Annotated in this window: 19 protein-coding genes, 1 tRNA gene and 1 pseudogene; 3 read left to right on the forward strand and 18 right to left on the reverse strand. The window is 58.8% G+C overall.

The genetic code is table 11. From position 1 onward, the window contains the following. Positions 1-261: 261 nt before the first annotated feature. From GQA94_RS06140 to rpsU, 8 genes and pseudogenes are all read right to left on the reverse strand, one after another. On the reverse strand, positions 262-2,940 hold the full coding sequence (locus GQA94_RS06140; RefSeq protein ID WP_158187248.1) for an NACHT domain-containing protein: 2,679 nt from the start codon (positions 2,938-2,940) through the stop codon (positions 262-264). A gap of 92 nt (positions 2,941-3,032) precedes the next feature. Then, positions 3,033-3,803: a nuclease-related domain-containing protein gene (locus tag GQA94_RS06145; RefSeq protein WP_158187249.1), complete on the reverse strand. Its 771-nt coding sequence runs from the start codon at positions 3,801-3,803 to the stop codon at positions 3,033-3,035. Between the two features lie 104 nt (positions 3,804-3,907). Next, positions 3,908-5,047 carry a Fic family protein gene (locus tag GQA94_RS06150; RefSeq protein ID WP_158187250.1) on the reverse strand — a complete coding sequence of 380 codons (1,140 nt, stop codon included), beginning with the start codon at positions 5,045-5,047 and terminating at the stop codon, positions 3,908-3,910. A 320-nt stretch (positions 5,048-5,367) separates the two neighbouring features. Then, a pseudogene (locus tag GQA94_RS23225) lies at positions 5,368-5,689 on the reverse strand (site-specific integrase); the annotation flags it as partial. A gap of 127 nt (positions 5,690-5,816) precedes the next feature. After that, positions 5,817-5,893, reverse strand: a tRNA-Ile gene (locus GQA94_RS06155). A gap of 116 nt (positions 5,894-6,009) precedes the next feature. After that, positions 6,010-7,863, reverse strand: coding sequence for an RNA polymerase sigma factor RpoD (gene rpoD / locus GQA94_RS06160; protein ID WP_158187251.1), 1,854 nt, complete (start codon positions 7,861-7,863; stop codon positions 6,010-6,012). Positions 7,864-7,930: 67 nt separating this feature from the next. Continuing rightward, complete coding sequence (dnaG, locus tag GQA94_RS06165) at positions 7,931-9,862, reverse strand: DNA primase (RefSeq protein ID WP_158187252.1); 1,932 nt, start codon at positions 9,860-9,862, stop codon at positions 7,931-7,933. A gap of 138 nt (positions 9,863-10,000) precedes the next feature. Beyond that, positions 10,001-10,216, reverse strand: coding sequence for a 30S ribosomal protein S21 (gene rpsU, locus GQA94_RS06170; protein ID WP_003283508.1), 216 nt, complete (start codon positions 10,214-10,216; stop codon positions 10,001-10,003). A 196-nt stretch (positions 10,217-10,412) separates the two neighbouring features. Here rpsU and tsaD point away from each other — a divergent pair, with 196 nt between their 5' ends. Next, positions 10,413-11,438, forward strand: a complete 1,026-nt coding sequence (tsaD, locus tag GQA94_RS06175; protein ID WP_158187253.1) for a tRNA (adenosine(37)-N6)-threonylcarbamoyltransferase complex transferase subunit TsaD — start codon at positions 10,413-10,415, stop codon at positions 11,436-11,438. A gap of 13 nt (positions 11,439-11,451) precedes the next feature. Here the strand turns inward: tsaD and plsY are convergent, their stop codons facing one another. Continuing rightward, a complete protein-coding gene (gene plsY, locus GQA94_RS06180) occupies positions 11,452-12,021 on the reverse strand; it encodes a glycerol-3-phosphate 1-O-acyltransferase PlsY (RefSeq protein ID WP_158187254.1) in 570 nt (189 codons plus the stop codon). Between the two features lie 75 nt (positions 12,022-12,096). Between plsY and folB the strand changes: the two genes are divergently transcribed. Together folB and folK are read left to right on the forward strand one after the other, a co-directional pair. After that, the gene (folB, locus tag GQA94_RS06185) at positions 12,097-12,450 is read left to right on the forward strand and encodes a dihydroneopterin aldolase (RefSeq protein ID WP_158187255.1); all 354 of its coding nucleotides are present in this window, start codon (positions 12,097-12,099) and stop codon (positions 12,448-12,450) included. Then, on the forward strand, positions 12,441-12,977 hold the full coding sequence (folK, locus tag GQA94_RS06190; protein ID WP_158187256.1) for a 2-amino-4-hydroxy-6-hydroxymethyldihydropteridine diphosphokinase: 537 nt from the start codon (positions 12,441-12,443) through the stop codon (positions 12,975-12,977). Before folB ends, folK begins: the two co-directional genes overlap by 10 nt. Positions 12,978-13,033: 56 nt before the next feature. Here the strand turns inward: folK and GQA94_RS06195 are convergent, their stop codons facing one another. The 9 genes from GQA94_RS06195 to pdxA form a co-directional block, all read right to left on the reverse strand. Continuing rightward, positions 13,034-14,242 carry a multifunctional CCA addition/repair protein gene (locus tag GQA94_RS06195; RefSeq protein WP_158187257.1) on the reverse strand — a complete coding sequence of 403 codons (1,209 nt, stop codon included), beginning with the start codon at positions 14,240-14,242 and terminating at the stop codon, positions 13,034-13,036. Positions 14,243-14,325: 83 nt separating this feature from the next. Further along, complete coding sequence (locus tag GQA94_RS06200; RefSeq protein ID WP_158187258.1) at positions 14,326-15,879, reverse strand: SpoVR family protein; 1,554 nt, start codon at positions 15,877-15,879, stop codon at positions 14,326-14,328. A 10-nt stretch (positions 15,880-15,889) separates the two neighbouring features. Further along, positions 15,890-17,161 carry a YeaH/YhbH family protein gene (locus GQA94_RS06205; RefSeq protein WP_158187259.1) on the reverse strand — a complete coding sequence of 424 codons (1,272 nt, stop codon included), beginning with the start codon at positions 17,159-17,161 and terminating at the stop codon, positions 15,890-15,892. Positions 17,162-17,260: 99 nt separating this feature from the next. Next, positions 17,261-19,183, reverse strand: a complete 1,923-nt coding sequence (locus GQA94_RS06210) for a PrkA family serine protein kinase (protein WP_158187260.1) — start codon at positions 19,181-19,183, stop codon at positions 17,261-17,263. A 272-nt stretch (positions 19,184-19,455) separates the two neighbouring features. After that, positions 19,456-19,785 (reverse strand): thiosulfate sulfurtransferase GlpE, encoded by a 330-nt coding sequence (glpE, locus tag GQA94_RS06215; protein WP_158187261.1) that lies wholly within the window; start codon positions 19,783-19,785, stop codon positions 19,456-19,458. Continuing rightward, complete coding sequence (locus GQA94_RS06220; RefSeq protein WP_158187262.1) at positions 19,778-20,602, reverse strand: symmetrical bis(5'-nucleosyl)-tetraphosphatase; 825 nt, start codon at positions 20,600-20,602, stop codon at positions 19,778-19,780. Before GQA94_RS06220 ends, glpE begins: the two co-directional genes overlap by 8 nt. Then, positions 20,599-20,982: a Co2+/Mg2+ efflux protein ApaG gene (gene apaG, locus GQA94_RS06225; RefSeq protein WP_158187263.1), complete on the reverse strand. Its 384-nt coding sequence runs from the start codon at positions 20,980-20,982 to the stop codon at positions 20,599-20,601. Before apaG ends, GQA94_RS06220 begins: the two co-directional genes overlap by 4 nt. A gap of 26 nt (positions 20,983-21,008) precedes the next feature. Then, complete coding sequence (gene rsmA, locus GQA94_RS06230; protein ID WP_158187264.1) at positions 21,009-21,818, reverse strand: 16S rRNA (adenine(1518)-N(6)/adenine(1519)-N(6))-dimethyltransferase RsmA; 810 nt, start codon at positions 21,816-21,818, stop codon at positions 21,009-21,011. A gap of 226 nt (positions 21,819-22,044) precedes the next feature. Next, positions 22,045-23,025, reverse strand: a complete 981-nt coding sequence (gene pdxA, locus GQA94_RS06235) for a 4-hydroxythreonine-4-phosphate dehydrogenase PdxA (protein WP_158187265.1) — start codon at positions 23,023-23,025, stop codon at positions 22,045-22,047. Positions 23,026-23,043: the final 18 nt, after the last annotated feature.

Raw genomic sequence — 23,043 nt, forward strand, 5'->3', positions numbered from 1 at the left:
TTAGTTTTACCGTTCAGGCATATGAAGCTAGGCGCCTACACGCGTTGGCTCTTCGGGTATATTGCCAAAGATCACTATGTCGAAGTGGTAGAGTTTCACGCGCGGCAAGGAATCCGAGCTTCGCTCTGGCTACTAGTGGCTCCGGGCAGAAGACGTGGCCCTAATCACTTACAGGCCCTGGATCAGGCACTTTCTGACTTTATTGAGCCGGGCTCCGATAATTACTAGTAGTGACTAGCGGTCTATATTGCAATCGACTATTTAGAATAAATCCTCATAGTCGTAATCATAACTTGATGATCGGCCAAGTCCGTCAAACGAGTCTTGCTTCGCTAGCCTGTTCACTAGTGCTACAAGGTTGCTGCGCTGTTTGGACGGCCGGGCCTCTATCATTAGAAGTAGTGTTTCTTTGTACTTCGAAATGTTGCCTTTTTTGTCGTAGATTTCATCAATTAAAAATTGAATGTCATGATTAAATGAGTATAGATAAAGTGGCCCTTTCCACCATTCTTTCCCGATCAAGATAGTTATATCGATGCTTCTGTTTCTCTCTATTTCTTTTGCTGCCAAAAGTTCTTGGTAGCGAAGGTGCTCGAAGCCGTAGTTTTCGCTTCCAGGCTGTTTTATGAGAATGTTGCAAGAAAAGATAAGATCGTCAATTGCGCTTGAAATCTTGGCTGGTGGGTATCTGCTTTCAAAGTCGGCAATAAGGAATTTATGCATCTCAGGGATGGAGGTTTCTCTAATTTCGTTTCTATGGAAGCGATATCCTAGTTTTATGCAGCAAGCTTCTAGGAAGCTTTTTTCGTTCTTTGTGCGAATGATGCCTTTGTGGTGATCGTACAAGCCACATAGAAGCTCAATTTTTCTCCAGTATAGCTCCGGCTCGTTCTCTGGTATGGGTACTTCGCTGGTGTGAAGGCTGCAGATAATAGTTGCGAGAAGTGGGTTTTTGGCTACTTCATATAGCTTCTTGTCTTCTATTATTTTTAATAGAGCACCTGCCTGCTCGTCATCACCAATCCATCCGAAAATAAAATTTTCTAGTTGTTTTTTTGTGAACGGGAGAAGAGTGATTCCTAGGAACTCTACTTCCCTTATGTATTTAACGCAGTTTCTTGATGAGGTAATAACTTGGGCATGAGATGCATAGGATGGGAGCTCTGATAAGGCTTGTATGATCCATGGGGCATGAGTGCTCGCTTCATCTAGGGCGTCGACTATCACAGTGCATTTTTTTGAGTTTTGTAATGCGTATATCAGTGACTTTCTGTTATCTGGTGATGCCTCTACGCTTCTGTAAGAAAGGAATGCGTTAAGTAGAGACTCAAAGGGTTTTTCTTCTGAGATCAGATTGGATCTGGAGTTTTTATCCATTTCGCCGATTTTTTTTGTTATTCTGTTTAAAGGCAAGAAAAGTGTTATTTGTCCGGTCTGCCGATTCTGATATAGCTTGTCTGCGTACATGTGCAGGGTCGTTGTTTTTCCTGCGCCGGCCTCACCGTATATAGCTATATTGCAGCCGGAGTCAAAAATAGAGTGTGCAGATACGTCAAGCACATTTTTATTTGTTGATCCTTGAGTTGTGCGGAAATGAGCGATGCTTTGGTTATGATTTGTTGCTACATCGATTGCTCGAAGAAGTGAGTTTATTTCGTCAAGTATTGTTTTGGTTTCGCTGCAGGTTAATGATCGTGCGTTTAGTTTTTGAATAAACTCTTCCGCATGACGAATCTTAGCGTTTATTCTTTTTGTAAATGCAGTAGGGTCGATTTTTGCGTTAATGGTGGGAGGGGGAATTATTTTTTTGAGGATGAGGAGAAGCTCGTTCTCTGATCTGAAAATTTCGTTTCTAGTGTTGTAAAGAAATTGTAGCGTTTCGTGTGCTGCTTTCGGTATTCCTGCTCTAGTAGGGCACTCTATCTCGTTACTGCTTCCTATCTGATCCTTGAAATCTTCTAGCAAAGATAGTGCGAGCGCTACATCGGGAAGGCTGGTGCCTTTAGCCCCTGATGCGTCCTTTACATTTGAGTAGTAGTTTATTCTTTCAGAGATAGTTGAGGTGACTTTCTGCTTTCCATTTGCTATGGATACCTGTAAGTCCTCTGAGCGCTTGATTAGCTTGGCGTTTGCTGCGCTAACATGAGCATTTAGATCAGATTTGTATTTTTCTTCAATCTCTGTGATTGAGCTGGTTATTACGCCAGGGTCGCCGTAGTCTTGTAGGGCTGAGTTAAGCTTTTTAAGTTCGTCCCATTCGGCTTTTGAGTAAGGTGGATGTTTAACAATTTGATGCTCAACTTCGCCTCCAAATACTAGACAGCTGTCCACCTCTCCAACAAAGAAGTTTAGGTCGTTGTAGTATTCCGTGTACTTTTTCTGCTCGTTGATGTGTAGGGCGTTGTTTAGCTCTATGTTGAAAATTTCTTCAAGGGCTGGGCTTATGGCTATCTCGGCATCGGGAATTATCTCTCTGGCAAATGAAGGCCAGTGCTTTGCAATGCTAGCAGCTAGATACTCCCCGTCGAGGACTTCTATGTTTGGAAGAGAAAGGTTCTCGAACTGCTCTTCAAGATGCCTGCTGTCTACTTGGTATGGCGTGACGAAATAAACTTTGTTAGGTCTGCGCTTGCTGCCATCTGATAGTGCAATAGGCTTTTGGATGCATTGATTAAGCTGGTATATGTATTCGGAGAAGCTTTCTCGGCTTGCCGTGCTTTTTTTTGACTTGAATTTCTTTGACTGGAAGACATGGATTTCATCTTTTCCTAATGCCGCAGGCATGTGGGCAATAATGTCTTTTCCTTGCTCGTAAGCTCCGCCGTTGAACTCAATATTTATGTATCCAATTTTGCCTAGCAGGGGCATTAGTACGCTTCTGCTGAAGTCGTCCTCTGCAAGATTTTGAATGGACTCTAATATAATTTGTTTTTGCTGCATGATTTGTTTCTACTTATTGAATTATGTGCGCTGATTATTTGAGTTTTTCGGCAATAGGGGGCAGGCCAAGATTTCCTGTTCTTACATGCATTTCAAGGACTCTGCATCGTCCTGCACTTAGGAAACCCCGAACACCCCCAAAACTGTTGCCCAGCTTTTGGGCCCGACTTCACTGTCCGAATCAGCAGCGCACTGCCGCATTTCGGGCATTGCCGCTCGGCTGTCGGATCGCTTCGGCGTTTGAGGTTTTGCACATGCTCCCGGTGGGTGGCGAGGGTTGGCGCGCGGCGGCCGGTTTGCAGGGCGTGCAGCATGGCATCGACTTCAGCCTCGCTGAATACCGCCTGCTGGAATGACTGGATATAGCGGATAAAGCCGACGCCCTGGGTTACGTTGGCCGGCACTTCGGTTTTGAAGGTGCTGCCGCCGACAAAGGTGATCACCGAGTGCAGGTGCTCGGGACTAACGCCAAGGGTGGTTTCCAGTGCTTTGAGATGCTTGTAGTTCTGGCGTAGCGGGTTCTGGAATTTGAAAGTGCGCTTGTAGAGCTTCTGCGTCCACTGCGCCTGCTTCTCGCTGCCGAAGATCCAGCCGCTCATGTTCTTCGTTTCCAGCACGAAGACGCCGTAAGGCGAGAGGAATACGTGGTCGATCTGGGTGGTGCCGTCGGGTGTGTTCAGGGTGACGTTGTGCAGACGGCGGTAGGTCTGTTTATCCAGCTGCCAATGGGCGAACAGCCGCACCAGGAGTTCGCCAATATGACCCTTGGCCCATGATGACTTGAGCAGGCCGATCAGAAGTGCGGCTGGGATAAACCAGGCCAGCATGCCCCAGACCTGAGCGATGATGGGGGAGAAGTCCATTTCCTAACCTTTGGTAATCCGTAGTTAACCGGATAGTACCGAATCTTGGTGTAATGGCACGATAGTATCGCGCAGCTTTCGATGCGCGGTGTTGTCGCTGCGGGTTAGTTGTGAGCGTTTGCCGAGTGCTGTATTTGATAACGCGTGCTGCGCCCACCGCCCGGCAGCCGGGCAAGGCAGCCCTTCTCGATGAGATCGCTCAGATGGCGTGTGGCGGTGGCTTTCGAGACTTTGGCCACGGCTTGGTATTGAGCGGCGCTGATGCCGCTCTCGAAGCCCCTCTCGCCGCCATCAAGCAGGCGGTTGAGCACTTTGATCTGCTCGGCAGATAAGGCTTGGCTGCGGTGAGCCTGCCAGAAGCGCGCCTTGACCAGCACCCTGTCCATACGGGCAAGGGCTTGCTCCAGACTATTGAGCAGCGTTGCGAGAAACCATTGCAGCCAGGCAGTGAGATCCAGCGTGCCTTTCTGGCTCGCTTCCAGGATGCGGTAGTAACCGGCTCGGTCGTCGAGGATGCTCGCTGACATGGCGTAAAAGCGGATGGCCTGCTGCTCGCCCTGAGCCAGTGCCAGGTCGGTAATGGCGCGGGTAAGACGACCGTTGCCGTCATCGAAGGGGTGCAGGGTAACGAACCAGAAGTGCGCAATGCCGGCCCGTAGAAACGGGTCGAGGCTGGCATCGCTGCGGCTGCTTTCGAACCAGGTGAGGAAGTCGTCCAGTTGCGCTTCCAGCCCGGTGCGGGGTGGGGCCTCGAAATGCACGGTAGGGCGATCGAGTCTGCCAGAGACTACCTGCATGGGCTCTTCGCCGCGCAGCATGCCGATGCGCAGCGGACGGGCCAGCAGGTGATCGTCGCTGGGGAACAACCAACGATGCCATGTGAACAACCGCTGCAGATCAAGCGGCTGCTGATAGGCGCGGGTGGCATCGAGCAGTAGTTCCGCAAGGCCTTCGGAGCGAGAGGTGGTGCGGCCTTCTTCGTTCAGCCCCAGGCGTCGTGCCAATGATGACCGCACCGAGCCGACATTCAGCTGCTCACCCTCGATGGCCGATGAGGTGACAATGTTCTGCAGCATGGCATCCAGGCTGCTCTGCATTTCGGTGTCACCATCCACAGCACCGAGCATCCCGAGCAAGCGCCCCTGGGCCTGAGTGCAGGCGCGCAACAGCGGGGCAAGCGGTTCGGCTTGCCAGGTGAAGTGTGGCCAGTCGGGCTGCTGCCAGATCCAGAGGGTGTCATTCATGGGCTTACTCATTTGTAAGCCGATTAGCAAGGCTATTCGGCTCATTAGGTGAGCTGATAATGCCGGCTATTCGGCTCATTGTTAATCATCAAGCCAGGTTGTTTGGCTTGATGAGCGCGCCTGGTCAGGGTTCTTGATCCAGTTCTTGCAGGCGCATCAATACGTCTTCCCGAGATCGAGGGAAGAAAATCCAGTTCCTGTACTTAGGGTTGTACTCGCCGCCCAGCTCATTTCGCCAGAATTTAAGCAGCTCAGTGATCTGTGGATTAAATGAGCAGGAGTGCACGGCAACTGAGCCTGTAGGCAGTATTCGGGCGGATAACCACATCCCCACAGAGGGCGGCCATCGAGTATTTGCCCAGGTGGCTGATCAACTGTTGGGCTTTGGTGGCTTTGGCCCGTTGGGCCGCTGGCTTCGTGGTGGGGCTGATCTCACTCAGTTAGCGTTTGAAAGCCATTCCAGCGTTATGCGCTCGGAGCCACTGCGCTGGATATATACGCCTCTGACCATTTCCTCTTACGTACGGCGTGTCCAATCTTCGGCGTCACGCTTGGTGCGAAAGGTTTTGGTGTTGGTCGGCCAGCCGGTTTACGCACCAGCGCCTTCCAGGTACCGGCAGGAGTTTTGACGATTGTGGCCATCTCTAGCGTGCTCCAAGGTGTACAGGCGAATCGGCACTGTACTGAAGTTGTACCTTGGCAACGTAGGACTAGCTCAGCCGCTTTTCCTTCGCCCAATAAAAAGCCGCGCAATGCGCGGCTTTCAATTTGGTGGGCCCACACGGACTCGAACCGTGGACCAAAGGATTATGAGTCCTCTGCTCTAACCAACTGAGCTATAGGCCCTCAGAGGCCGGCGGATTATACCGGTGGTGTTTGGATGCGCCAAGCGAAGCTGATCGTGCGTGGCGTTTTGCCTGGCCTTGAATGCAAAACCCCCGGCGCGGGCCGGGGGTTCTGGGTTACTCGTCGAGGAAGGAGCGCAAGTGCTCGCTTCTCGTCGGGTGGCGCAGCTTGCGCAGCGCCTTGGCTTCGATCTGACGGATCCGCTCGCGGGTGACGTCGAACTGTTTGCCGACTTCCTCGAGGGTATGGTCGGTGTTCATGTCGATGCCGAAGCGCATGCGCAGTACCTTGGCTTCCCGTGCGGTGAGGCCGGAAAGGACTTCGCGGGTGGCTTCCTTGAGGCTTTCCACGGTCGCCACGTCGATCGGCGATTGCATGGCGGAGTCTTCGATGAAGTCACCCAGGTGCGAATCTTCGTCATCACCGATCGGGGTTTCCATGGAGATCGGTTCTTTAGCGATCTTCAATACCTTGCGGATTTTGTCCTCAGGCATTTCCATGCGCTCGCCCAGTTCTTCAGGCGTAGGCTCGCGACCCATTTCCTGCAGCATCTGGCGGGAAATGCGGTTGAGCTTGTTGATCGTCTCGATCATGTGCACCGGGATGCGGATGGTGCGCGCCTGGTCGGCAATGGAGCGAGTGATCGCCTGGCGAATCCACCAGGTGGCGTAGGTTGAGAACTTGTAGCCGCGGCGATATTCGAACTTGTCCACCGCTTTCATCAGGCCAATGTTGCCTTCCTGAATCAGGTCGAGGAACTGCAGGCCGCGGTTGGTGTACTTCTTGGCGATGGAGATCACCAGGCGCAGGTTCGCCTCGACCATCTCTTTCTTCGCACGGCGCGCCTTGGCTTCGCCGATGGACATGCGACGGTTGATGTCCTTGATGTCGGCAATCAGTAGCGCACATTCTTCTTCGAGCGCGAGCAGCTTCTCCTGGCAACGCTGGATGTCTTCCTTGCGTGCAGCGATGGCTTCGGCGTACTTGGCCTTGCCGCTGGCAAGCTGGTCGGCCCAGGTCAGGTCCGTCTCGTTGTTCGGGAACTGACGAAGGAAGTCGGCGCGAGGCATGCGTGCATCACGTACGCAGATCTGCATGATGGCGCGTTCCTGGGCACGAACCTGGCTCAGGGCATTGCGTACACGGTCAACCAGCGCATCGTACTGCTTGGGGATGAGCTTGATCGGCATGAACAGCGTCGCAAGCTCTTGCAGGGCATCGGTCGCCTGCTGGCTGCCACGGCCATGCTTTTTCAGCGCCTTCTTGGCGACGTCGAGCTGTTCGGCCACCGCGCCGAAGCGAACGCGAGCGACTTCCGGATCCGGACCGCCATCGCCTTCTTCTTCCTCGCTGTCCGAATCGTCGTCTTCCTCGTCGTCCTTCTCATCGTCAGCAGGCTTCGCCGCTGTCTGTGGTGCGACGGGCTCGACTTCCTGAGGGCCGGCGGCGCCGTCATCATCAGGATCGATATAGCCGCTGAGGATGTCCGACAGGCGGCCGCCTTCGGTGGTGACGCGCTCGTAGTCAGCGAGAATGCTGTCCACGGTACCCGGGAAGTGGGCAATGGCGCTCATCACCTCGCGAATGCCTTCCTCGATGCGTTTGGCGATTTCGATTTCGCCTTCGCGGGTCAGCAGTTCGACGGTGCCCATTTCACGCATGTACATGCGCACGGGGTCGGTGGTGCGGCCGATGTCGGTCTCGACAGCGGCAAGCGCCGCGGCAGCTTCTTCGGCGGCGGCTTCATCGGTATCGGCTTCGGCCAGCAACAGGGCATCGGCATCCGGGGCAACCTCGAATACATTGATACCCATGTCGTTGATCATGCGAATGATGTCTTCCACCTGTTCCGGATCGGAAATATCCTCCGGTAGGTGGTCATTGACCTCGGCGTAAGTCAGGTAACCCTGCTCACGGCCACGCTGGATCAATTCTTTGAGACGGGACTGCTGTTGCGCTTTTCCGGACATATAACCCTATCCACTGACGGTTCTGGCGGGCTGAAAACAAGCTGAGCATTATAGCCGAGCAAGGACCTCACGCGCCAGTTGAGGTCGATATAGCGGGTGTTGCGTTGCGATTTAGCAGGTTGCGCAGTTGATCCTTCTCCTCTGCGCTGAGTTCACCCTGGCGAGCTTTGCGGAGCAGCGATTCAAGGCTGCGCTCGCGTTGCCTGGCGGCCAGAGTCGTTATGGTGTCGAAAAACTGTTGTTCAAGGTTATCGGCCGAGATCAGCCATTCTTTCTCGGCCAAGGCTCGTAATAGACGCCCCTGGTCGGTTCCATGCCACCGTGCGATCAGCTGCAGGCTGCGCAGCTTCGGGTTCTTTTGCAGGGTGCCGAGCAGTGCGACCAGTAGTTGGGCATAAGTGTCGTCTTCTGCTGCGAAATGGCTGACATCCTCTACTTTTTGCGCGAGTTCGGGATGATGCAGCAGCGTGCGTAAAGTAGTCAGTGCTGGCGGCTCGACCGTCGCGGGCGTTCTCGGTTTGCGTGCTTTCAAGTCTGGACGCTGGCCGGGCTTTTTCCAGTCTTTGTTCCATTCTTTCTTGCCGTTGCGCTTCGATTGAGCGGGCTCGGGCGGTGCGTAGTAATCGCCTTCGTCGTGGCTGGCGCTGGTGTCGTAATAGACGCTGTCGTCGTATTGCGGTGCGGCGCTCGGCGCTGTGGCACTTATTTGCTGAAGTGCTTCGCTGTGCAGGCCGGTGATTTCACCGAGGCGCTGGCGCATCAGTGCGCGCAGGTTGGTGCCGGGTATCTTTTCGATGAGCGGTGCCGCCAGCGTGGCCAAATGGGCCTTGCCTTCCAGGGAGCGCGGGTCTGCTTCTTCGCTGAGTTGCTGGAAGAAGTAGTCGGCCAGTGGTTGGGCTTGTTGCTGTATCCGGGCCATGAACGCGTCGGTGCCTTCGCGGCGAACCAGGGTGTCCGGATCTTCGCCTTCGGGTAGAAACAGAAAGCGCGCGCGGCGGCCATCCTGCAGGTTGGGTAGCGCCGATTCCAGGGCGCGCCACGCCGCCTTGCGGCCGGCAGCGTCACCATCGAAACAGAACAGCACGCTGGGGACGATGCGATACAGACGCTTGAGGTGCTCGTCGCTGGTGGCGGTACCCAGTGTCGCTACGGCGTTGCGCAGGCCTTGCTGTGCCAGCGCGATTACGTCCATGTAGCCTTCGACGACCATGATTTCATCCAGGTCGCGATTCGCCTTGCGGGCTTCGTACAGGCCGTACAGTTCCTGGCCCTTGTGGAAGACGGGTGTTTCCGGCGAGTTCAGGTATTTGGGTTTGTCATCGCCGAGCACGCGGCCGCCAAAGGCGATGACGCGTCCGCGACTGTCGCGGATGGGAAACATCACGCGGTCGCGAAAACGGTCGTAGCTTCTGCCGGTTTCGGTGTTCTCGATCAGCAGGCCGGCGTCGATCATGGCTTTGTGCTGCAGGGTGTCGCCGCCCAGGTGCTTCAGCAGGTTGTCCCAGCCGGGCGGTGCGAAGCCCAGGCCGAAATCCCGGGCGATCACTCCTGACAGGCCGCGCCCCTTGAGGTATTCCACGGCGGCCTTGCGGGCGGGATGGCCCTTGAGCGCCTGTCGATAATAATCGGCAGCGGCTTCGAGCAGGGGGTAGAGCGGGGAGTCCACCGGTTGGCGTGGTTTGCGGCCGGGGCCGCTCTCTTCGCGCGGGACTTCCATGCCGGCGCGTTTGGCCAGCTCCTCGACGGCCTGGGGGAACTCCAGGCTGTCGTGATCCATGATGAAGCCGAGGGCGTTGCCACCCGCGCCGCAGCCGAAGCAGTAGTAGAACTGCTTGTCGGGGCTGACGCTGAACGAGGGCGTCTTTTCCTTGTGAAACGGGCAGCAGGCGGTGTAATTCTTGCCCGCTTTTTTCAGCTGGATACGCGAACTCACCACCTCGACGATGTCGGAGCGGTTGAGCAGGTCATCGATGAACGATTGCGGGATCAAGCCGGCCATAGGGGTATGAGAATACGCTCGCGGTGTTCAGGCCGGAAATGAAAAAAACTCCGACCATTCGCCAGTCGGCGAAGCGGAGTCTTTTTCAATGCAAAGCCCGGCAAACGCCGGGCTTGATGCAGCTTCAGCTGTACTGGATCAGTACAGGCGAACGCTGCGGCGCTGTTCGCGCTGCACTTTCTTGGCGTGACGCTTGACTGCGGCAGCAGCTTTACGCTTGCGCTCGGCAGTGGGCTTCTCGTAGAACTCACGGCTGCGGACTTCAGCCAGAACACCGGCTTTTTCGCAAGAACGCTTGAAGCGACGCAGAGCTACGTCGAATGGTTCGTTCTCTTTAACTTTAACGTTGGGCATCCAGGACGTACCTTCACTTGTTTACCGGTTACAACGCGCTTCGGCAAATATCGCGAGCACGCTGGTTTTAAGGGTTGCGGATGTTAACGCCTTGCCGCGCGGAATGCAAAGCCCCCTGAGCGAAAAGCGCTGGTCGGTCGCCGCTTGCGGCGATTAATATGCACGGCTCAATTCGCTTCTCTGGAAGGTTGTACCCATGCTGGTGCTGGGGCTGGAAACTTCATGCGACGAAACCGGCGTCGCGCTGTATGACAGCGAGCACGGCCTCCTGGCCGATGCCCTGTTCAGTCAGATCGATCTTCATCGCGTCTACGGCGGAGTGGTGCCCGAGCTGGCCTCGCGCGATCACGTCAAGCGAATGCTGCCGCTGATCCGTCAGGTACTCGGCGAAGCCGGGCGCGAGTCGAGCCAGATCGACGCGGTGGCCTACACCGCAGGTCCCGGCCTGGTGGGCGCGTTGCTGGTGGGGGCATCCTGCGCACAGGCGATGGCTTTTGCCTGGGGCGTACCGGCAGTCGGCGTGCATCATATGGAGGGTCATCTGTTGGCGCCCATGCTCGAGGAGCAGCCGCCAGCGTTCCCCTTCGTGGCGCTGCTGGTTTCCGGCGGCCATACGCAACTGGTCCGGGTCGACGGCATCGGTCGCTACGAGCTGCTGGGCGAGTCGGTGGACGATGCCGCCGGTGAAGCTTTCGACAAGACCGCGAAACTGATGGGATTGCGTTACCCCGGCGGACCAGAGATTGCTCAGCTTGCCGAACGCGGCACGCCGGGTCGCTTTCTTTTCCCGCGCCCCATGACCGACCGACCCGGGCTGGACTTCAGTTTCAGCGGGCTCAAGACCTCGACGCTGACGACCTGGCAGCAATGCCGTAACGCGGGCGACGAGGGCGAACAGACGCGTTGCGACATCGCCCTGGCCTTTCAGCAGGCGGTGGTCGACACGCTGACCATCAAGTGCCGGCGTGCCCTGCAACAGACGGGCCTGAAAAACCTGGTGATCGCCGGTGGCGTGAGCGCCAACGTGGCGTTGCGTCAGAGCCTCGAACAAATGCTCGCCGAGCTGAAGGGGCAGGTGTTTTATGCACGGCCACGTTTCTGTACCGACAACGGCGCGATGATCGCTTATGCCGGCTGCCAGCGCTTGCTGGCCGGTCAGCAGGATGGGCCGGAGATAACCGTGCAGGCGCGCTGGCCGATGGAGACGCTGGCGGCGATTTGAGCCGGTCCGTCGCCTAGAAGTGCCGCTCCGTCCCGGCAAAAAGGTCGCGCAGGTTGTTGCGGTGACGCCAGACGATCAGCAGGGCCAGCAGCGCCATGGGCCAGAGCGCGCCGGGCTGTTGCCAGGCCAATAGCGGCAGGCAGAGCGGTAAGGCGGCGAGTGCAGCCAGCGAACTGGTCCGGGTCAACTTGAAGACTACCAGCCAGATGGCCAGCGCCAGCAGCGCTGTCGGCGGATGCAGGCCGAGCAGGGCGCCCGCCGCGGTGGCGACGCCTTTGCCGCCACGAAAGCGGAAATACAGTGGGTACAGGTGGCCGAGCACGGCCGCAAGGGCGATCCAGGCCTGTTCTTCGACGGGCAGGTCAAGGGCGGCGGCGAGCAGCACCGGCAGCAAGCCCTTGAGCAGGTCGCCGAACAAGGTGCTGATAGCCATTCGTCGCCCGGCGAGCCGTAGCATGTTGGTGGCGCCCGGATTGCCGGAGCCGCAGGCGCGCGGATCGGGTGCGCCGGTCAGGCGACTCAGTACAATGGCGAATGACAGAGAACCGGTCAGATAGGCGAACAGTGTCAATTGCCAGAACATGGCATCCATCCGGGGCAGGGAGCTCCTGAGTCTAACGGCGTGCGCTGAACTTGTCGTGCCGCGGGAGAACGTTGCGTGGATACAGTTTTCATCGAAGGGTTGGAAGTGGATACGCTGATTGGCGCCTATGATTGGGAGCGCGGTATTCGGCAGTCCCTCCGTCTGGATCTGACTCTCGGTTGGGACATTCGTCCCGCGGCGCAGAATGATGAGTTGGACAAGGCGCTGGACTATGCCGAAGTCACCGCCGCCATCGACCGCTTCTCGCAGTCTTCGCGATTCGAGCTGGTCGAAACGTTCGCTGAGCGTCTGGCAGGCGAACTGATGCGTCGATTCGGTATTGCCTGGCTGCGGCTACGGGTAACCAAGCCGGGCGTCAATGCGCGCGCCTCGGCGCTCGGTGTGGAGATCGAACGCGGATGTCGCTGACTCGCGTACTGCTTGGGCTGGGCAGCAATAACCGGCGCGAACGAAACCTGACGGCCGGTCTCGATGCGCTGGCGCAATTGCTCGAGGACATGCGCTGCTCGGCGGTCTTTGAAAGCCTGGCGGTGGGCTACAAGGGCGACAATTTCTACAATCTCGTGGTCTGCGGAAGCACCGAGCTGCCGTTGATGGAGCTGGATCGCCGGCTCAAGTTCATCGAGGCGGACAACGGCCGCTACGCACCTGATCGCAAGGGTCTCCCGCTGGACATCGATGTGTTGATGTTCGGCGACCTGGTAGGCAACTTCCATGGGCTGGAACTGCCGCGCCCGGAGACGTTGAAAAATGCGTTCGTGCTATGGCCGCTGGCGCTGCTGGTGCCGGAGGTGATGCATCCTCTCGCGGGCCGGAGTTTCGCCGAGCTTTGGCGGGAGTCGGCCATCGAGCAGCGGCTTTGGCCCGTGCCGTTTCGGTGGAACGGCGAAGAGCTGACGCCGGCTGATCTGCTCTGTACTGATTCCAGGCCCTAGCGCACGCCCATCCGACTGGCGTGGCGATGCGCGATCAACCGCTGTTGAACCGCGCATCAGTCGGATGTGTGCTGGTAGTCCTGGATCGCCTGCAAGCGCTGTTGTTTGAGCGCTTCGCCCAGCGCCGCGCCTTTATAGCCTTGTTCGATCAGTGGTTTCACCTGCACCGCGCGGGCGCATGCGGCGGCGCCGCGCAGGTAAGCGGCCTGTGGATAGTCGCGCGGCGTGGGGCCATCGCGGCCTCCGGCATCCATTTCACACGCGGCCAGGAACTGCTCGAAGCGCTCCGGGCGGCGGTAGATGTCGAAGTGCTGCAACAACTCGAACAGGCTGGGTGCGGGCAGCTTCGTTGGCGCCTCGGCGCACGTGTGAAATTCCCCGACCAGCAGGGCCAGTTCCTGGCAATCGCGTGGGACTTTGTAGCGACCATTGACGGTCTCGATCAGACTCACGCCCCTTGCGCCGGGCACTGGCGTCTGATCACCTGGCGCCTCATCGGCAAGGTGTTGCAGCAAGCAGGCCCAGCGCACCGGCAGGGATTGCTCACGGGTAGCGCACAGACGCATCACGTTCAGCACATGCTCGCCGATGACGAGGCCCGGCGCGTTCTTATCCGGTACGCTGAACAATGCCTCGATCTCCGGCATCAGTTCTTTCAGCGCGCCGCAGTCGCGCAGCACCTGTATGAAGACATCGGGACGAGGCTCCATCAGGGCGCGCGAGATTTCCTTCCAACTGCGCTCCGGGGTCAGCGCCTGAAGCTCACCGGACTCGGCGAGCTGACGCATCAGCTGTTCGGTTTGCGGCGCAACGCAAAAGCCAAGTTCGGCATAGCGGGCGGCGAAGCGGGCCACGCGTAGCACCCGCAAGGGGTCCTCGGCGAAGGCGGGGGAGACGTGTCTCAGTTGGCGCGCGGCGAGGTCGGCCTGGCCCCCGTAAGGGTCGATCAGGTGGCCGTGCTCATCCTCGGCGATCGCATTGATGGTCAGGTCGCGACGGGCCAGATCCTCCTCGAGCGTCACGTCCGGACTGGCATAGAAGGTAAATCCCCCGTAGCCGCGACCGCTCTTGCGCTCAGTGCGGGCAAGTGCGTACTCCTCGCCGGAATCGGGGTGCAGGAACACCGGAAAATCCGCACCCACCGGACGAAAGCCCATGGCCTGCATCTGCTCGGCACTGGAGCCGACCACCACCCAATCCACCTCGGTCACTGGTCGCCCCAGCAATCGATCACGTACCGCTCCGCCGACCTTGTAAATCTGCATGTAGTCCTCCGTCTCGCGGAGGATAAACGAAAGCCCCGCTGCAGCAAGCGGCGGGGTTCAAGTGAAATGCCGCCGCAGGCCGATCAGATCGGCGGCAGCGCCAGGCTCATGCCCGGAAACTTGGCTTCGGGTTCGAGTTCGCCTCTGGGCGGCATGTGGTGCGTGGTGACCAGCTTGTCATCCTGCATCGATTGCAGATGCACATCGAACCCCCAGAGCCTGTGCAAATGCTTGAGCACCTCATCGGTAGAGCCGCCCAACGGCTTGCGGTCGTGCTGCTGGTGGCGCAGGGTCAGCGAACGGTCGCCACGACGATCGACGCTCCAGACCTGCACGTTGGGTTCACGATTGCCCAGGTTGTACTGCGCCGCCAGCAGCTCGCGGATGGCGCGGTAGCCGCTCTCATCGTGGATGGCCGGCACCAGCAGTTCATCCTTGCGGTCATCGTCGAGAATGCTGAACAGCTTGAGGTCGCGGATCACCTTCGGCGAGAGGAACTGCAGGATGAAGCTCTCGTCCTTGAAGTTGTTCATCGCAAATTTCACCGTGGTCAGCCAGTCGCTGCCCGCGATGTCGGGGAACCACCGCTTGTCTTCCTCCGTGGGGTTCTCGCAGATCCGCCGGATGTCCTGGTACATGGCGAATCCCAGGGTATAGGGGTTGATCCCGCTGTAGTACGGGCTGTCGAATCCGGGCTGGTAGATCACGCTGGTGTGCGACTGCAGGAATTCCATCATGAAGCCGTCGGTCACCAGCCCTTCGTCGTACAGGTCGTTGAGCAAGGTGTAGTGCCAGAAGGTGGCCCAGCCCTCGTTCATGACCTGTGTCTGGCGTTGCGGATAGAAATACTGGGCAATCTTGCGCACGATACGCACCACCTCGCGCTGCCAGGGCTCGAGTAGCGGTGCATGCTTTTCGATGAAATAGAGGATGTTTTCCTGCGGCTCGGCCGGGAAGCGCTGATCGTGCTGGCGCTCGTCGCCCTTGTCACCGAACTTGGGAATGGTCCGCCAGAGATCGTTGATCTGCTTCTGCAGATGCTCTTCACGCTCCTTCTGTCGCCGTCGCTCCTCCTCCGCGGAAATTGGGTAGGGGCGCTTGTAGCGGTCGACGCCGTAGTTCATCAGCGCATGACAGGAGTCGAGCAGGTCTTCCACCGCGTCGATGCCGTGGCGCTCCTCGCACTGCATGATGTACTGCTTGGCGAACACCAGGTAATCGATGATCGAGCTGGCATCGGTCCAGGTGCGGAACAAGTAGTTGCCCTTGAAGAAACTGTTGTGGCCGTAGCTGGCATGGGCGATCACCAGCGCCTGCATGGTGATGGTGTTTTCTTCCATCAGATAGGCGATGCAGGGATCGGAATTGATCACGATCTCGTACGCCAGGCCCATCTGCCCACGGGTGTAGGACTTTTCCGTGCTGAGGAAGTGTTTGCCGTAGGACCAGTGGTGGTAACCCAGCGGCATGCCCACCGAGGCATAGGCATCCATCATCTGCTCGGCGGTGATGACTTCGATCTGGTTGGGGTAGGTATCGAGTGCATAGCGCTCGGCGATACGACCGATCTCACGGTCGTACGCGCGGATCAGATCGAAGGTCCATTCCGAACCGGTGGAGATGGGCTGTCGTTTCATGCTGCGTACCTCAGCTAGCCATGCGCCGCTGGAACAGCTCGCGGAACACCGGATAGATGTCTCCCGCGGTCACCAGTTGCTGCTGGGCGAACGAGTCACCGAAGGCTTCGGCCACCTGGTTATATTCGTACCACAGCGCCTGGTGTTCGCGAGGGGTGATTTCGACATAGGTGAAATACTGGACGAACGGCATGATCTGGTTGATCAGGATGTCCCGGCAGATCGGTGAATCGTCATTCCAGTTGTCGCCGTCCGAAGCCTGCGCGGCATAGATGTTCCACTCATTGGCCGGATAACGCTCGGCCATGATCTCCTGCATCATCTTGAGCGCGCTGGAGACGATGGTGCCGCCGGTTTCGCGGGAATAGAAAAACTCCTCTTCATCGACTTCCTTGGCGCTGGTGTGGTGGCGAATGAACACCACGTCGATCTTGTCGTAGTTCCGCTTGAGAAACAGATACAGGAGGATGAAGAAGCGCTTGGCGATGTCCTTCGTGGCCTGGGTCATGGAGCCGGAAACGTCCATCACGCAGAACATCACCGCCTTGGAACTGGGGTTGGGGTGCTTGACCAGCAGGTTGTACTTGAGGTCGAAGGTGTCGAGGAAGGGGACACGGTGAATGCGGGCGCTGAGTCGCTCGATCTCTTCCTCGGCGGCCTGGATGTCGGTGAAGTTGGCGGGCTCCTCGAGCTTGAGTCGAGCCAGCTCGGCTTTCACTTCCCGCAGTTTGGCCCGACTGCTGCCCGACAGCGCGATACGCCGCGCGTGGGCGGAGCGCAGGGTGCGAACGATATTGATACGTGACGGGTTGCCTTCGTTGCTGATCCCGGCGCGAACCGTCTTGAAGGTATCGGTGCCGGTCAGGTGGCGCTTGACCAGATTGGGCAGTTCCAGGTCCTCGAACATGAAATCGAGGAATTCCTCCTGCGTGATCTGGAACACGAAGTCGTCCATGCCTTCGCCGCTGTTGCTGGCCTTGCCCGCGCCTTGGCCACCGCCGCCGCCTTGAGGGCGCGGAATACGCTCGCCAGCGACAAACTCCTTGTTGCCGGGGTGCACGATGGTCTGCCGACCGCCGCGCCCGTGGTGCAGGATCGGCTCATCGATGTCGCGACCCGGAATGCTGATCTGCTCGCCGTGCTCCATATCGGTGATGGAGCGGCGCCCTACGGCCTCCTCCACGGCCTTCTTGATGTGTCCACGGTATCGCTGCAGGAAACGCTGGCGGTTTACCGTGCTCTTGTTCTTGCCGTTCAGACGGCGGTCGATCACGTAACTCATACGAGCCCTCCGGGCCGAGCTGGAAATCTTGAGCGCGAAGCCGGAAGCGTGCTGCTTAGACGTCCAGCTTCCGGCGTCCGGCTTCAAGCTCGCAGCGGCTTACTGCGATTTACGTACCCGCAGATACCATTCCGAAAGCAGACGTACTTGTTTCTCGGTATAGCCGCGCTCGACCATGCGCACGACGAAATCGTTGTGTTTCTTCTGGTCCTCCTTGCTCGCCTTGGCGTTGAAACTGATGACCGGTAGCAGGTCCTCGGTGTTGGAGAACATTTTCTTCTCGATCACGACCCGCAGCTTCTCGTAGCTGAGCCAGGACGGGTTCTTGCCGTTGTTGTTGGCTCGGGCACGCAGCACGAAGTTGACGATTTCGTTGCGGAAATCCTTCGGGTTGCTGATGCCGGCCGGTTTCTCGATCTTCTCCAGTTCTTCGTTGAGCGCGGCGCGGTTGAGGATCTCGCCGGTTTCCGGGTCGCGGTATTCCTGGTCCTGAATCCAGAAATCGGCATAGAGCACGTAGCGGTCGAAGATGTTCTGGCCGTACTCGCTGTAGGACTCGAGGTAGGCGGTCTGGATTTCCTTGCCGATGAAATCGACGTAGCGAGGCGCCAGGTATTCCTTGATGAAGCGCAGGTAGCGCTCGCGCACCTCGGCGGGGAACTGTTCCTGCTCGATCTGCTGTTCCAGCACGTAGAGCAGGTGCACCGGGTTGGCGGCGATCTCGTGCGGGTCGAAGTTGAACACCTTGGACAGAATCTTGAAGGCGAAGCGCGTCGACAGACCGTTCATGCCCTCGTCCACGCCCGCGGTGTCGCGGTACTCCTGGATCGACTTGGCCTTGGGATCGGTGTCCTTGAGATTTTCGCCGTCATAGACGCGCATCTTCGAATAGATATTAGAGTTTTCCGGCTCCTTCAAGCGGCTCAGCACGGAGAACTGCGCCAGCATCTTCAGCGTGTCGGGGGCGCAGTGGGCCTTCGACAGCGAGCTGTTGAACAGCAGCTTGTCGTAGATCTTGATTTCATCGGTCACCCGCAGGCAGTACGGCACCTTGACGATATAGATGCGGTCGATGAAGGCTTCGTTGTTCTTGTTGTTACGGAAGGTATGCCATTCCGACTCGTTGGAGTGGGCCAGCAGGATGCCGTTGTAGGGAATCGCACCAAGGCCTTCGGTGCTGTTGTAGTTGCCCTCCTGGGTGGCAGTCAGCAGCGGGTGCAGCACCTTGATCGGCGCCTTGAACATCTCGACGAATTCCATCATGCCCTGGTTGGCGCGGCACAGGGCGCCCGAGTAGCTGTAGGCATCGGCATCGTTCTGCGGGAATTCCTCCAGCTTGCGGATATCCACCTTGCCCACCAGCGCGGAAATGTCCTGGTTGTTTTCGTCGCCCGGCTCGGTCTTGGCGATCGCGATCTGGTTGAGGATCGAGGGATACAGCTTGACCACGCGGAACTGACTGATATCGCCGCCGAATTCCTGCAGGCGCTTGGTCGCCCAGGGCGACATGATCGAATTCAGATAGCGACGCGGGATGCCGTAATCCTCTTCGAGAATCTGCGCATCCTCTGCCGGATTGAACAGGCCCAGGGGCGACTCGAAGACCGGCGAGCCCTTGATCGCGTAGAACGGCACCCGCTCCATCAACTGCTTGAGTTTTTCGGCCAGTGACGACTTGCCGCCGCCGACCGGGCCCAGCAGGTAAAGGATCTGCTTTTTCTCTTCCAGGCCCTGCGCGGCATGCCGGAAGTAGGACACGATCTGGTCGATGCAATCTTCCATCCCGTGGAAGTCCTCGAACGCGGGATAGCGGCGGATGACCTTGTTGGAAAAAATCCGCGACAGGCGAGGGTCGGCCGAGGTGTCGATCAGCTCGGGTTCGCCGATCGCCATCAACAGGCGCTCGGCTGCGGTGGCGTAGGTACCCCGGTCTTCCTTGCACAGGTCGAGGTATTCCTGGAGCGAATATTCTTCCTGGCGGGTTGCTTCGAATCGTTGCTGGAAATGGCTGAAAATGCTCATGACTTCACCTCGGACGATGCTCGGAGCCGGTGTTGTCATCAGGCATTCAGGTGCGGCCGACTGATCGGCCTTGGAGTCCCCCCGAACACCTAATGGTCGAAAACCTGAGGCCCGGTAGCCGGTGCACGGCTTTCATTTGTTTGGATGGCCTGAACTGAAGGATAGTTCGGATTCAACAAATTCAAGGGAGCAGAGGGGCTTTTACCGCTACGTTTCGTCGGATGAGGCCGCCAAGGTCGCGCCATGCGCGGCCTCGGGGAGAAATATTTTTTTCAGGACGGATCGCCTCGCTCGACGTCCTGGGGATACGTCTGGCGCCACAGTTCGAAGCCGCCGTCGAGGCTGTAGACGTCGGAGAAACCCTGGTTGATCAGGTAAGCGGCGGCGCTCTGGCTGGAGTGGCCGTGGTAGCAGGTCACGATGAGCGGATGATCAAGGTCCGCCGCGGCAATGAAGTCCGGCAGGGATTGGTTGTCCAGATGTGTCGAGCCGGCGATATGGCCGTTGGCATAACTGTGCGCGTCGCGTATATCGACGAACACGCCGCCGTTGCCACGCAGCGCCTGGGCCTGCTCCGGTGAAATGCGTTTGAAGTCAGTCATGGGGAGCCTCGCAATCGCAGCGGTGCAGCTCACCGCTGTCGAGATTCATCAGGGTCATGGTGTTGCCCCACACGCAACCGGTGTCGAGCGCATAGACGTTGGGCTCGTCGCAGTGTCCTTCCAGCGCGGCCCAGTGGCCGAAGATGATCTTGCAGCCCCGGGTCTTGCGGTTGGAATGGCTGAACCAGGGCGCAAAGCCTGGCGGTGCGGACTCCAGCCCCTCCTTGGCTTGCAGGTCCAGCGTACCGTCGGCCTTGCAGAAGCGCATGCGGGTGAAATAGTTGGTGATCAGGCGCAGCCGCGGCACGCCGTGCAGTTCCTTGTTCCACTTGGCGGGCTGGTTGCCGTACATGCCGTCGAGAAAGGGCTGCAGCATGGCATCGTCGCGCAGGGCCTGTTCGACCTCGGCGGCCCGCCTCAAGGCTTTGCTCAAGGACCATTGTGGCGGGATGCCGGCATGGACGATGGTCGTCTCCCGCTCGGTGTCGTGATGGATCAGCTTCTGCTGTCGCAGCCAGTCGATCAGATCGTCCCGGTCAGGCGCATCGAGGATGGGCCTGAGCGTGTCGGATCTTTTGAGTCGTTCGATATTGTAGGCAACGGCGAGCAGGTGCAGGTCATGATTGCCAAGCACCGTGACGCCCGAGCTGCCCAGGTCCCGCACGAAGCGTAGCGCCTCGAGCGATTGTGGGCCACGGTTGACCAGGTCGCCGGCGAGCCACAGGCAGTCGCGCGAGGGGCTGAAATCGACCCGTCGCAGCAGGCAGACGAGAGGTTCGAGGCAACCTTGCAGGTCGCCAACGGCATAGGTAGTCAATGCAAGGCTCCAGGTACGGCCAGCCGGAAGGGTGCAATCATGGCCTCGAAGCGGTGCCCATCCTCGGCAAGCATCTGATAGCTGCCTTGCATGGTCCCGACACGCGATGCCATCAGGGTGCCGCTGGTATAGACATGACGCTGGCCGGGTGCGATCACCGGCTGCTCGCCGACCACGCCGGCGCCGCGCACTTCCTGCACCTGGCCATCGCCGTCGGTAATGATCCAGTGGCGAGACAGCAGTTGTGCGATGAGCTGGCCTTTGTTTTCGATCGTTACCCTGTAGGCAAAGGCGTAACGGTTTTGTTCCGGCTGTGACTGGTCGGCCAGATAGGTCGGGCTGACGCTGACGTCGATCCGGTAGCGGGGGTCTTCAGGCATGGTGGCTCCTGCTGATGGGTTCGCCTTCAGACGCGGGCGCAGCTGCGGGCGGAAAGTTGGTCTGACAATCTTACGAACGCGGCCAGGTCCAGCTGTTCCGGGCGAAGGCTGCCGTCGACGTCGGCCGCGGCAATGTCGGGCGCATCGAGCAGGCCCTTGAGCGTGTTGCGCAGCGTCTTGCGACGCTGGTTGAAAGCCTGTCGGACCACGGTTTCCAGCTGACGATGATCGCGTGCCGGGTGGGGCAGCACCTCATGCGGTACCAGGCGCACGATGGCGGAGTCGACCTTCGGTGCCGGATTGAAGGCGCCAGGACCTACGTTGAACAGATGTTCCACACGGCAGTGATACTGCACCATGATCGACAAGCGCCCCCAGTCGCCGCCGCCCGGTTGCGCGGCGAGCCGTTCGACCACTTCCTTCTGCAGCATGAAATGCATGTCACCGATCAGGCAGGCATGGTCGAGCAGATGAAAGATCAGCGGCGTGGAGATGTTGTACGGCAGGTTACCGACGACCCGCAGGCTGCCGGGCGCCTGGCCGAGCTGAGCGAAGTCGAACTTCAGGGCATCGCCCTGATGCAGCGCGAAGTTGTCGCGCTCGGCGAATTTGTGCCGGAGGATCGGAATCAGGTCCAGATCCAGCTCGACCACATCCAGGTGCGCGCCACTGTCGAGCAGCCCTTCGGTCAGGGCGCCCTGACCCGGCCCGATCTCTACCATGCGATCACCCGGCTTGGCGTGGATGGCGCGCAGGATGCGATGGATCACGCCGGCATCGTGGAGGAAGTTCTGGCCGAAACGCTTGCGCGCGCGGTGTTGATAGTTCTCGGACATGGACAGCAGCACCCAGGGAGCAGCTTGAAGCGGGAAGCTCGAAGCGAAAAGGTGCGCAGTTTAACAGGCTGGGGTGGATGTCGCTTTTGGCTTCGAGCAAAGCTGCGATCCGTGGAGCAGCGAGCGCACCCTGCATGCAGTGGGCCGGTGGCGTCGCTGATGGCCCTTGGCGGGCATCGGTGGCGTGCGCCGAGCGATACCGCCAGCCGCATCGACCCGCTTCCAGCTACCGAGCCATCTGATACGCCGTTTCAAGCGCCACCTGCAGGCTGCCGGTATCGATACGCCCGGTACCGGCAAGATCCAGCGCTGTGCCGTGATCGACCGAGGTGCGCACGATCGGCAAGCCCAGCGTGACGTTGACGGCCGCGCCGAAGCCCTTGTACTTGAGCACCGGCAAGCCCTGGTCGTGATACATCGCCAGCACCGCATCGCAGTGCTCGAGGTGTTTGGGCGTGAACAGGGTGTCGGCGGGCAGCGGGCCGATGAGGTCGATGCCTTCCTGGCGAAGCGCTTGCAGCGCAGGCTCGATGATCTCGATTTCCTCGCGCCCCAAATGTCCGCCTTCGCCGGCGTGGGGGTTGAGCCCGCAGACGAGAATGCGAGGACGGGCGATGCCGAACTTTGCCACCAGATCGCTATGAAGGATGCGCGTCACGCGCTGCAGGCGCTCGGCAGTGATGGCTGCGGCCACGTCCATGAGTGGCAGATGCGTGGTGACCAGTGCAACGCGCAGGCCGCGGGTGGCGAGCATCATCACCACCTGCTCGGTGCCCGTCAGTTGTGCGAGAAATTCGGTGTGACCGGAAAAAGGGATGCCCGCCTCGTTGATGACGCCCTTGTGCACGGGCGCGGTAATCATGCCGGCGAAGCTGCCATCCAGGCAGCCTTCACCGGCGCGTTGCAGCGTGGCAAGCACGTAGCGGGCGTTTGCGGGACTGAGCTGACCGCTGACGGCCGGCGAGGCGAGTGGCGTGTCCCAAACGTACAGGCTGCCCGCCGGTGCCGGTTGGCTCGGCCAACGCGCGGGAGTCACTTCGATCAGCGTGACGTTCAGTCCCAGCTCGGCCGCACGCGCGTGCATCAGCTCGGCACTGGCAACGGCAATCAGGGCATGGGGATGACTGTCGCGTGCCAGCAGCAGGCAGAGATCCGGACCGATGCCGGCGGGCTCGCCGGGCGTAAGGGCGAAGCGTTTGGCGATCATGTGATCAGTCCTTGAGGC

It is taken from the genome of Stutzerimonas stutzeri, from assembly GCF_009789555.1.
Taxonomy (GTDB): domain Bacteria; phylum Pseudomonadota; class Gammaproteobacteria; order Pseudomonadales; family Pseudomonadaceae; genus Stutzerimonas; species Stutzerimonas stutzeri_R.

What these genes read in the sequence shown, in the direction of transcription:
- GQA94_RS06145 (WP_158187249.1), bottom strand. Translation starts at nt 3,803, where the DNA reads ATGGACTTCTCCCCCATCATCGCTCAGGTCTGGGGCATGCTGGCCTGG.
- GQA94_RS06210 (WP_158187260.1), bottom strand. Translation starts at nt 19,183, where the DNA reads ATGAGCATTTTCAGCCATTTCCAGCAACGATTCGAAGCAACCCGCCAG.
- GQA94_RS06205 (WP_158187259.1), bottom strand. Translation starts at nt 17,161, where the DNA reads ATGAGTTACGTGATCGACCGCCGTCTGAACGGCAAGAACAAGAGCACG.
- GQA94_RS06140 (WP_158187248.1), bottom strand. Translation starts at nt 2,940, where the DNA reads ATGCAGCAAAAACAAATTATATTAGAGTCCATTCAAAATCTTGCAGAG.
- plsY (WP_158187254.1), bottom strand. Translation starts at nt 12,021, where the DNA reads ATGTTCTGGCAATTGACACTGTTCGCCTATCTGACCGGTTCTCTGTCA.
- GQA94_RS06200 (WP_158187258.1), bottom strand. Translation starts at nt 15,879, where the DNA reads ATGAAACGACAGCCCATCTCCACCGGTTCGGAATGGACCTTCGATCTG.
- pdxA (WP_158187265.1), bottom strand. Translation starts at nt 23,025, where the DNA reads ATGATCGCCAAACGCTTCGCCCTTACGCCCGGCGAGCCCGCCGGCATC.
- rsmA (WP_158187264.1), bottom strand. Translation starts at nt 21,818, where the DNA reads ATGTCCGAGAACTATCAACACCGCGCGCGCAAGCGTTTCGGCCAGAAC.
- apaG (WP_158187263.1), bottom strand. Translation starts at nt 20,982, where the DNA reads ATGCCTGAAGACCCCCGCTACCGGATCGACGTCAGCGTCAGCCCGACC.
- dnaG (WP_158187252.1), bottom strand. Translation starts at nt 9,862, where the DNA reads ATGGCCGGCTTGATCCCGCAATCGTTCATCGATGACCTGCTCAACCGC.
- folK (WP_158187256.1), top strand. Translation starts at nt 12,441, where the DNA reads ATGTCGCTGACTCGCGTACTGCTTGGGCTGGGCAGCAATAACCGGCGC.
- GQA94_RS06195 (WP_158187257.1), bottom strand. Translation starts at nt 14,242, where the DNA reads ATGCAGATTTACAAGGTCGGCGGAGCGGTACGTGATCGATTGCTGGGG.
- GQA94_RS06150 (WP_158187250.1), bottom strand. Translation starts at nt 5,047, where the DNA reads ATGAATGACACCCTCTGGATCTGGCAGCAGCCCGACTGGCCACACTTC.
- glpE (WP_158187261.1), bottom strand. Translation starts at nt 19,785, where the DNA reads ATGACTGACTTCAAACGCATTTCACCGGAGCAGGCCCAGGCGCTGCGT.
- tsaD (WP_158187253.1), top strand. Translation starts at nt 10,413, where the DNA reads ATGCTGGTGCTGGGGCTGGAAACTTCATGCGACGAAACCGGCGTCGCG.
- rpsU (WP_003283508.1), bottom strand. Translation starts at nt 10,216, where the DNA reads ATGCCCAACGTTAAAGTTAAAGAGAACGAACCATTCGACGTAGCTCTG.
- rpoD (WP_158187251.1), bottom strand. Translation starts at nt 7,863, where the DNA reads ATGTCCGGAAAAGCGCAACAGCAGTCCCGTCTCAAAGAATTGATCCAG.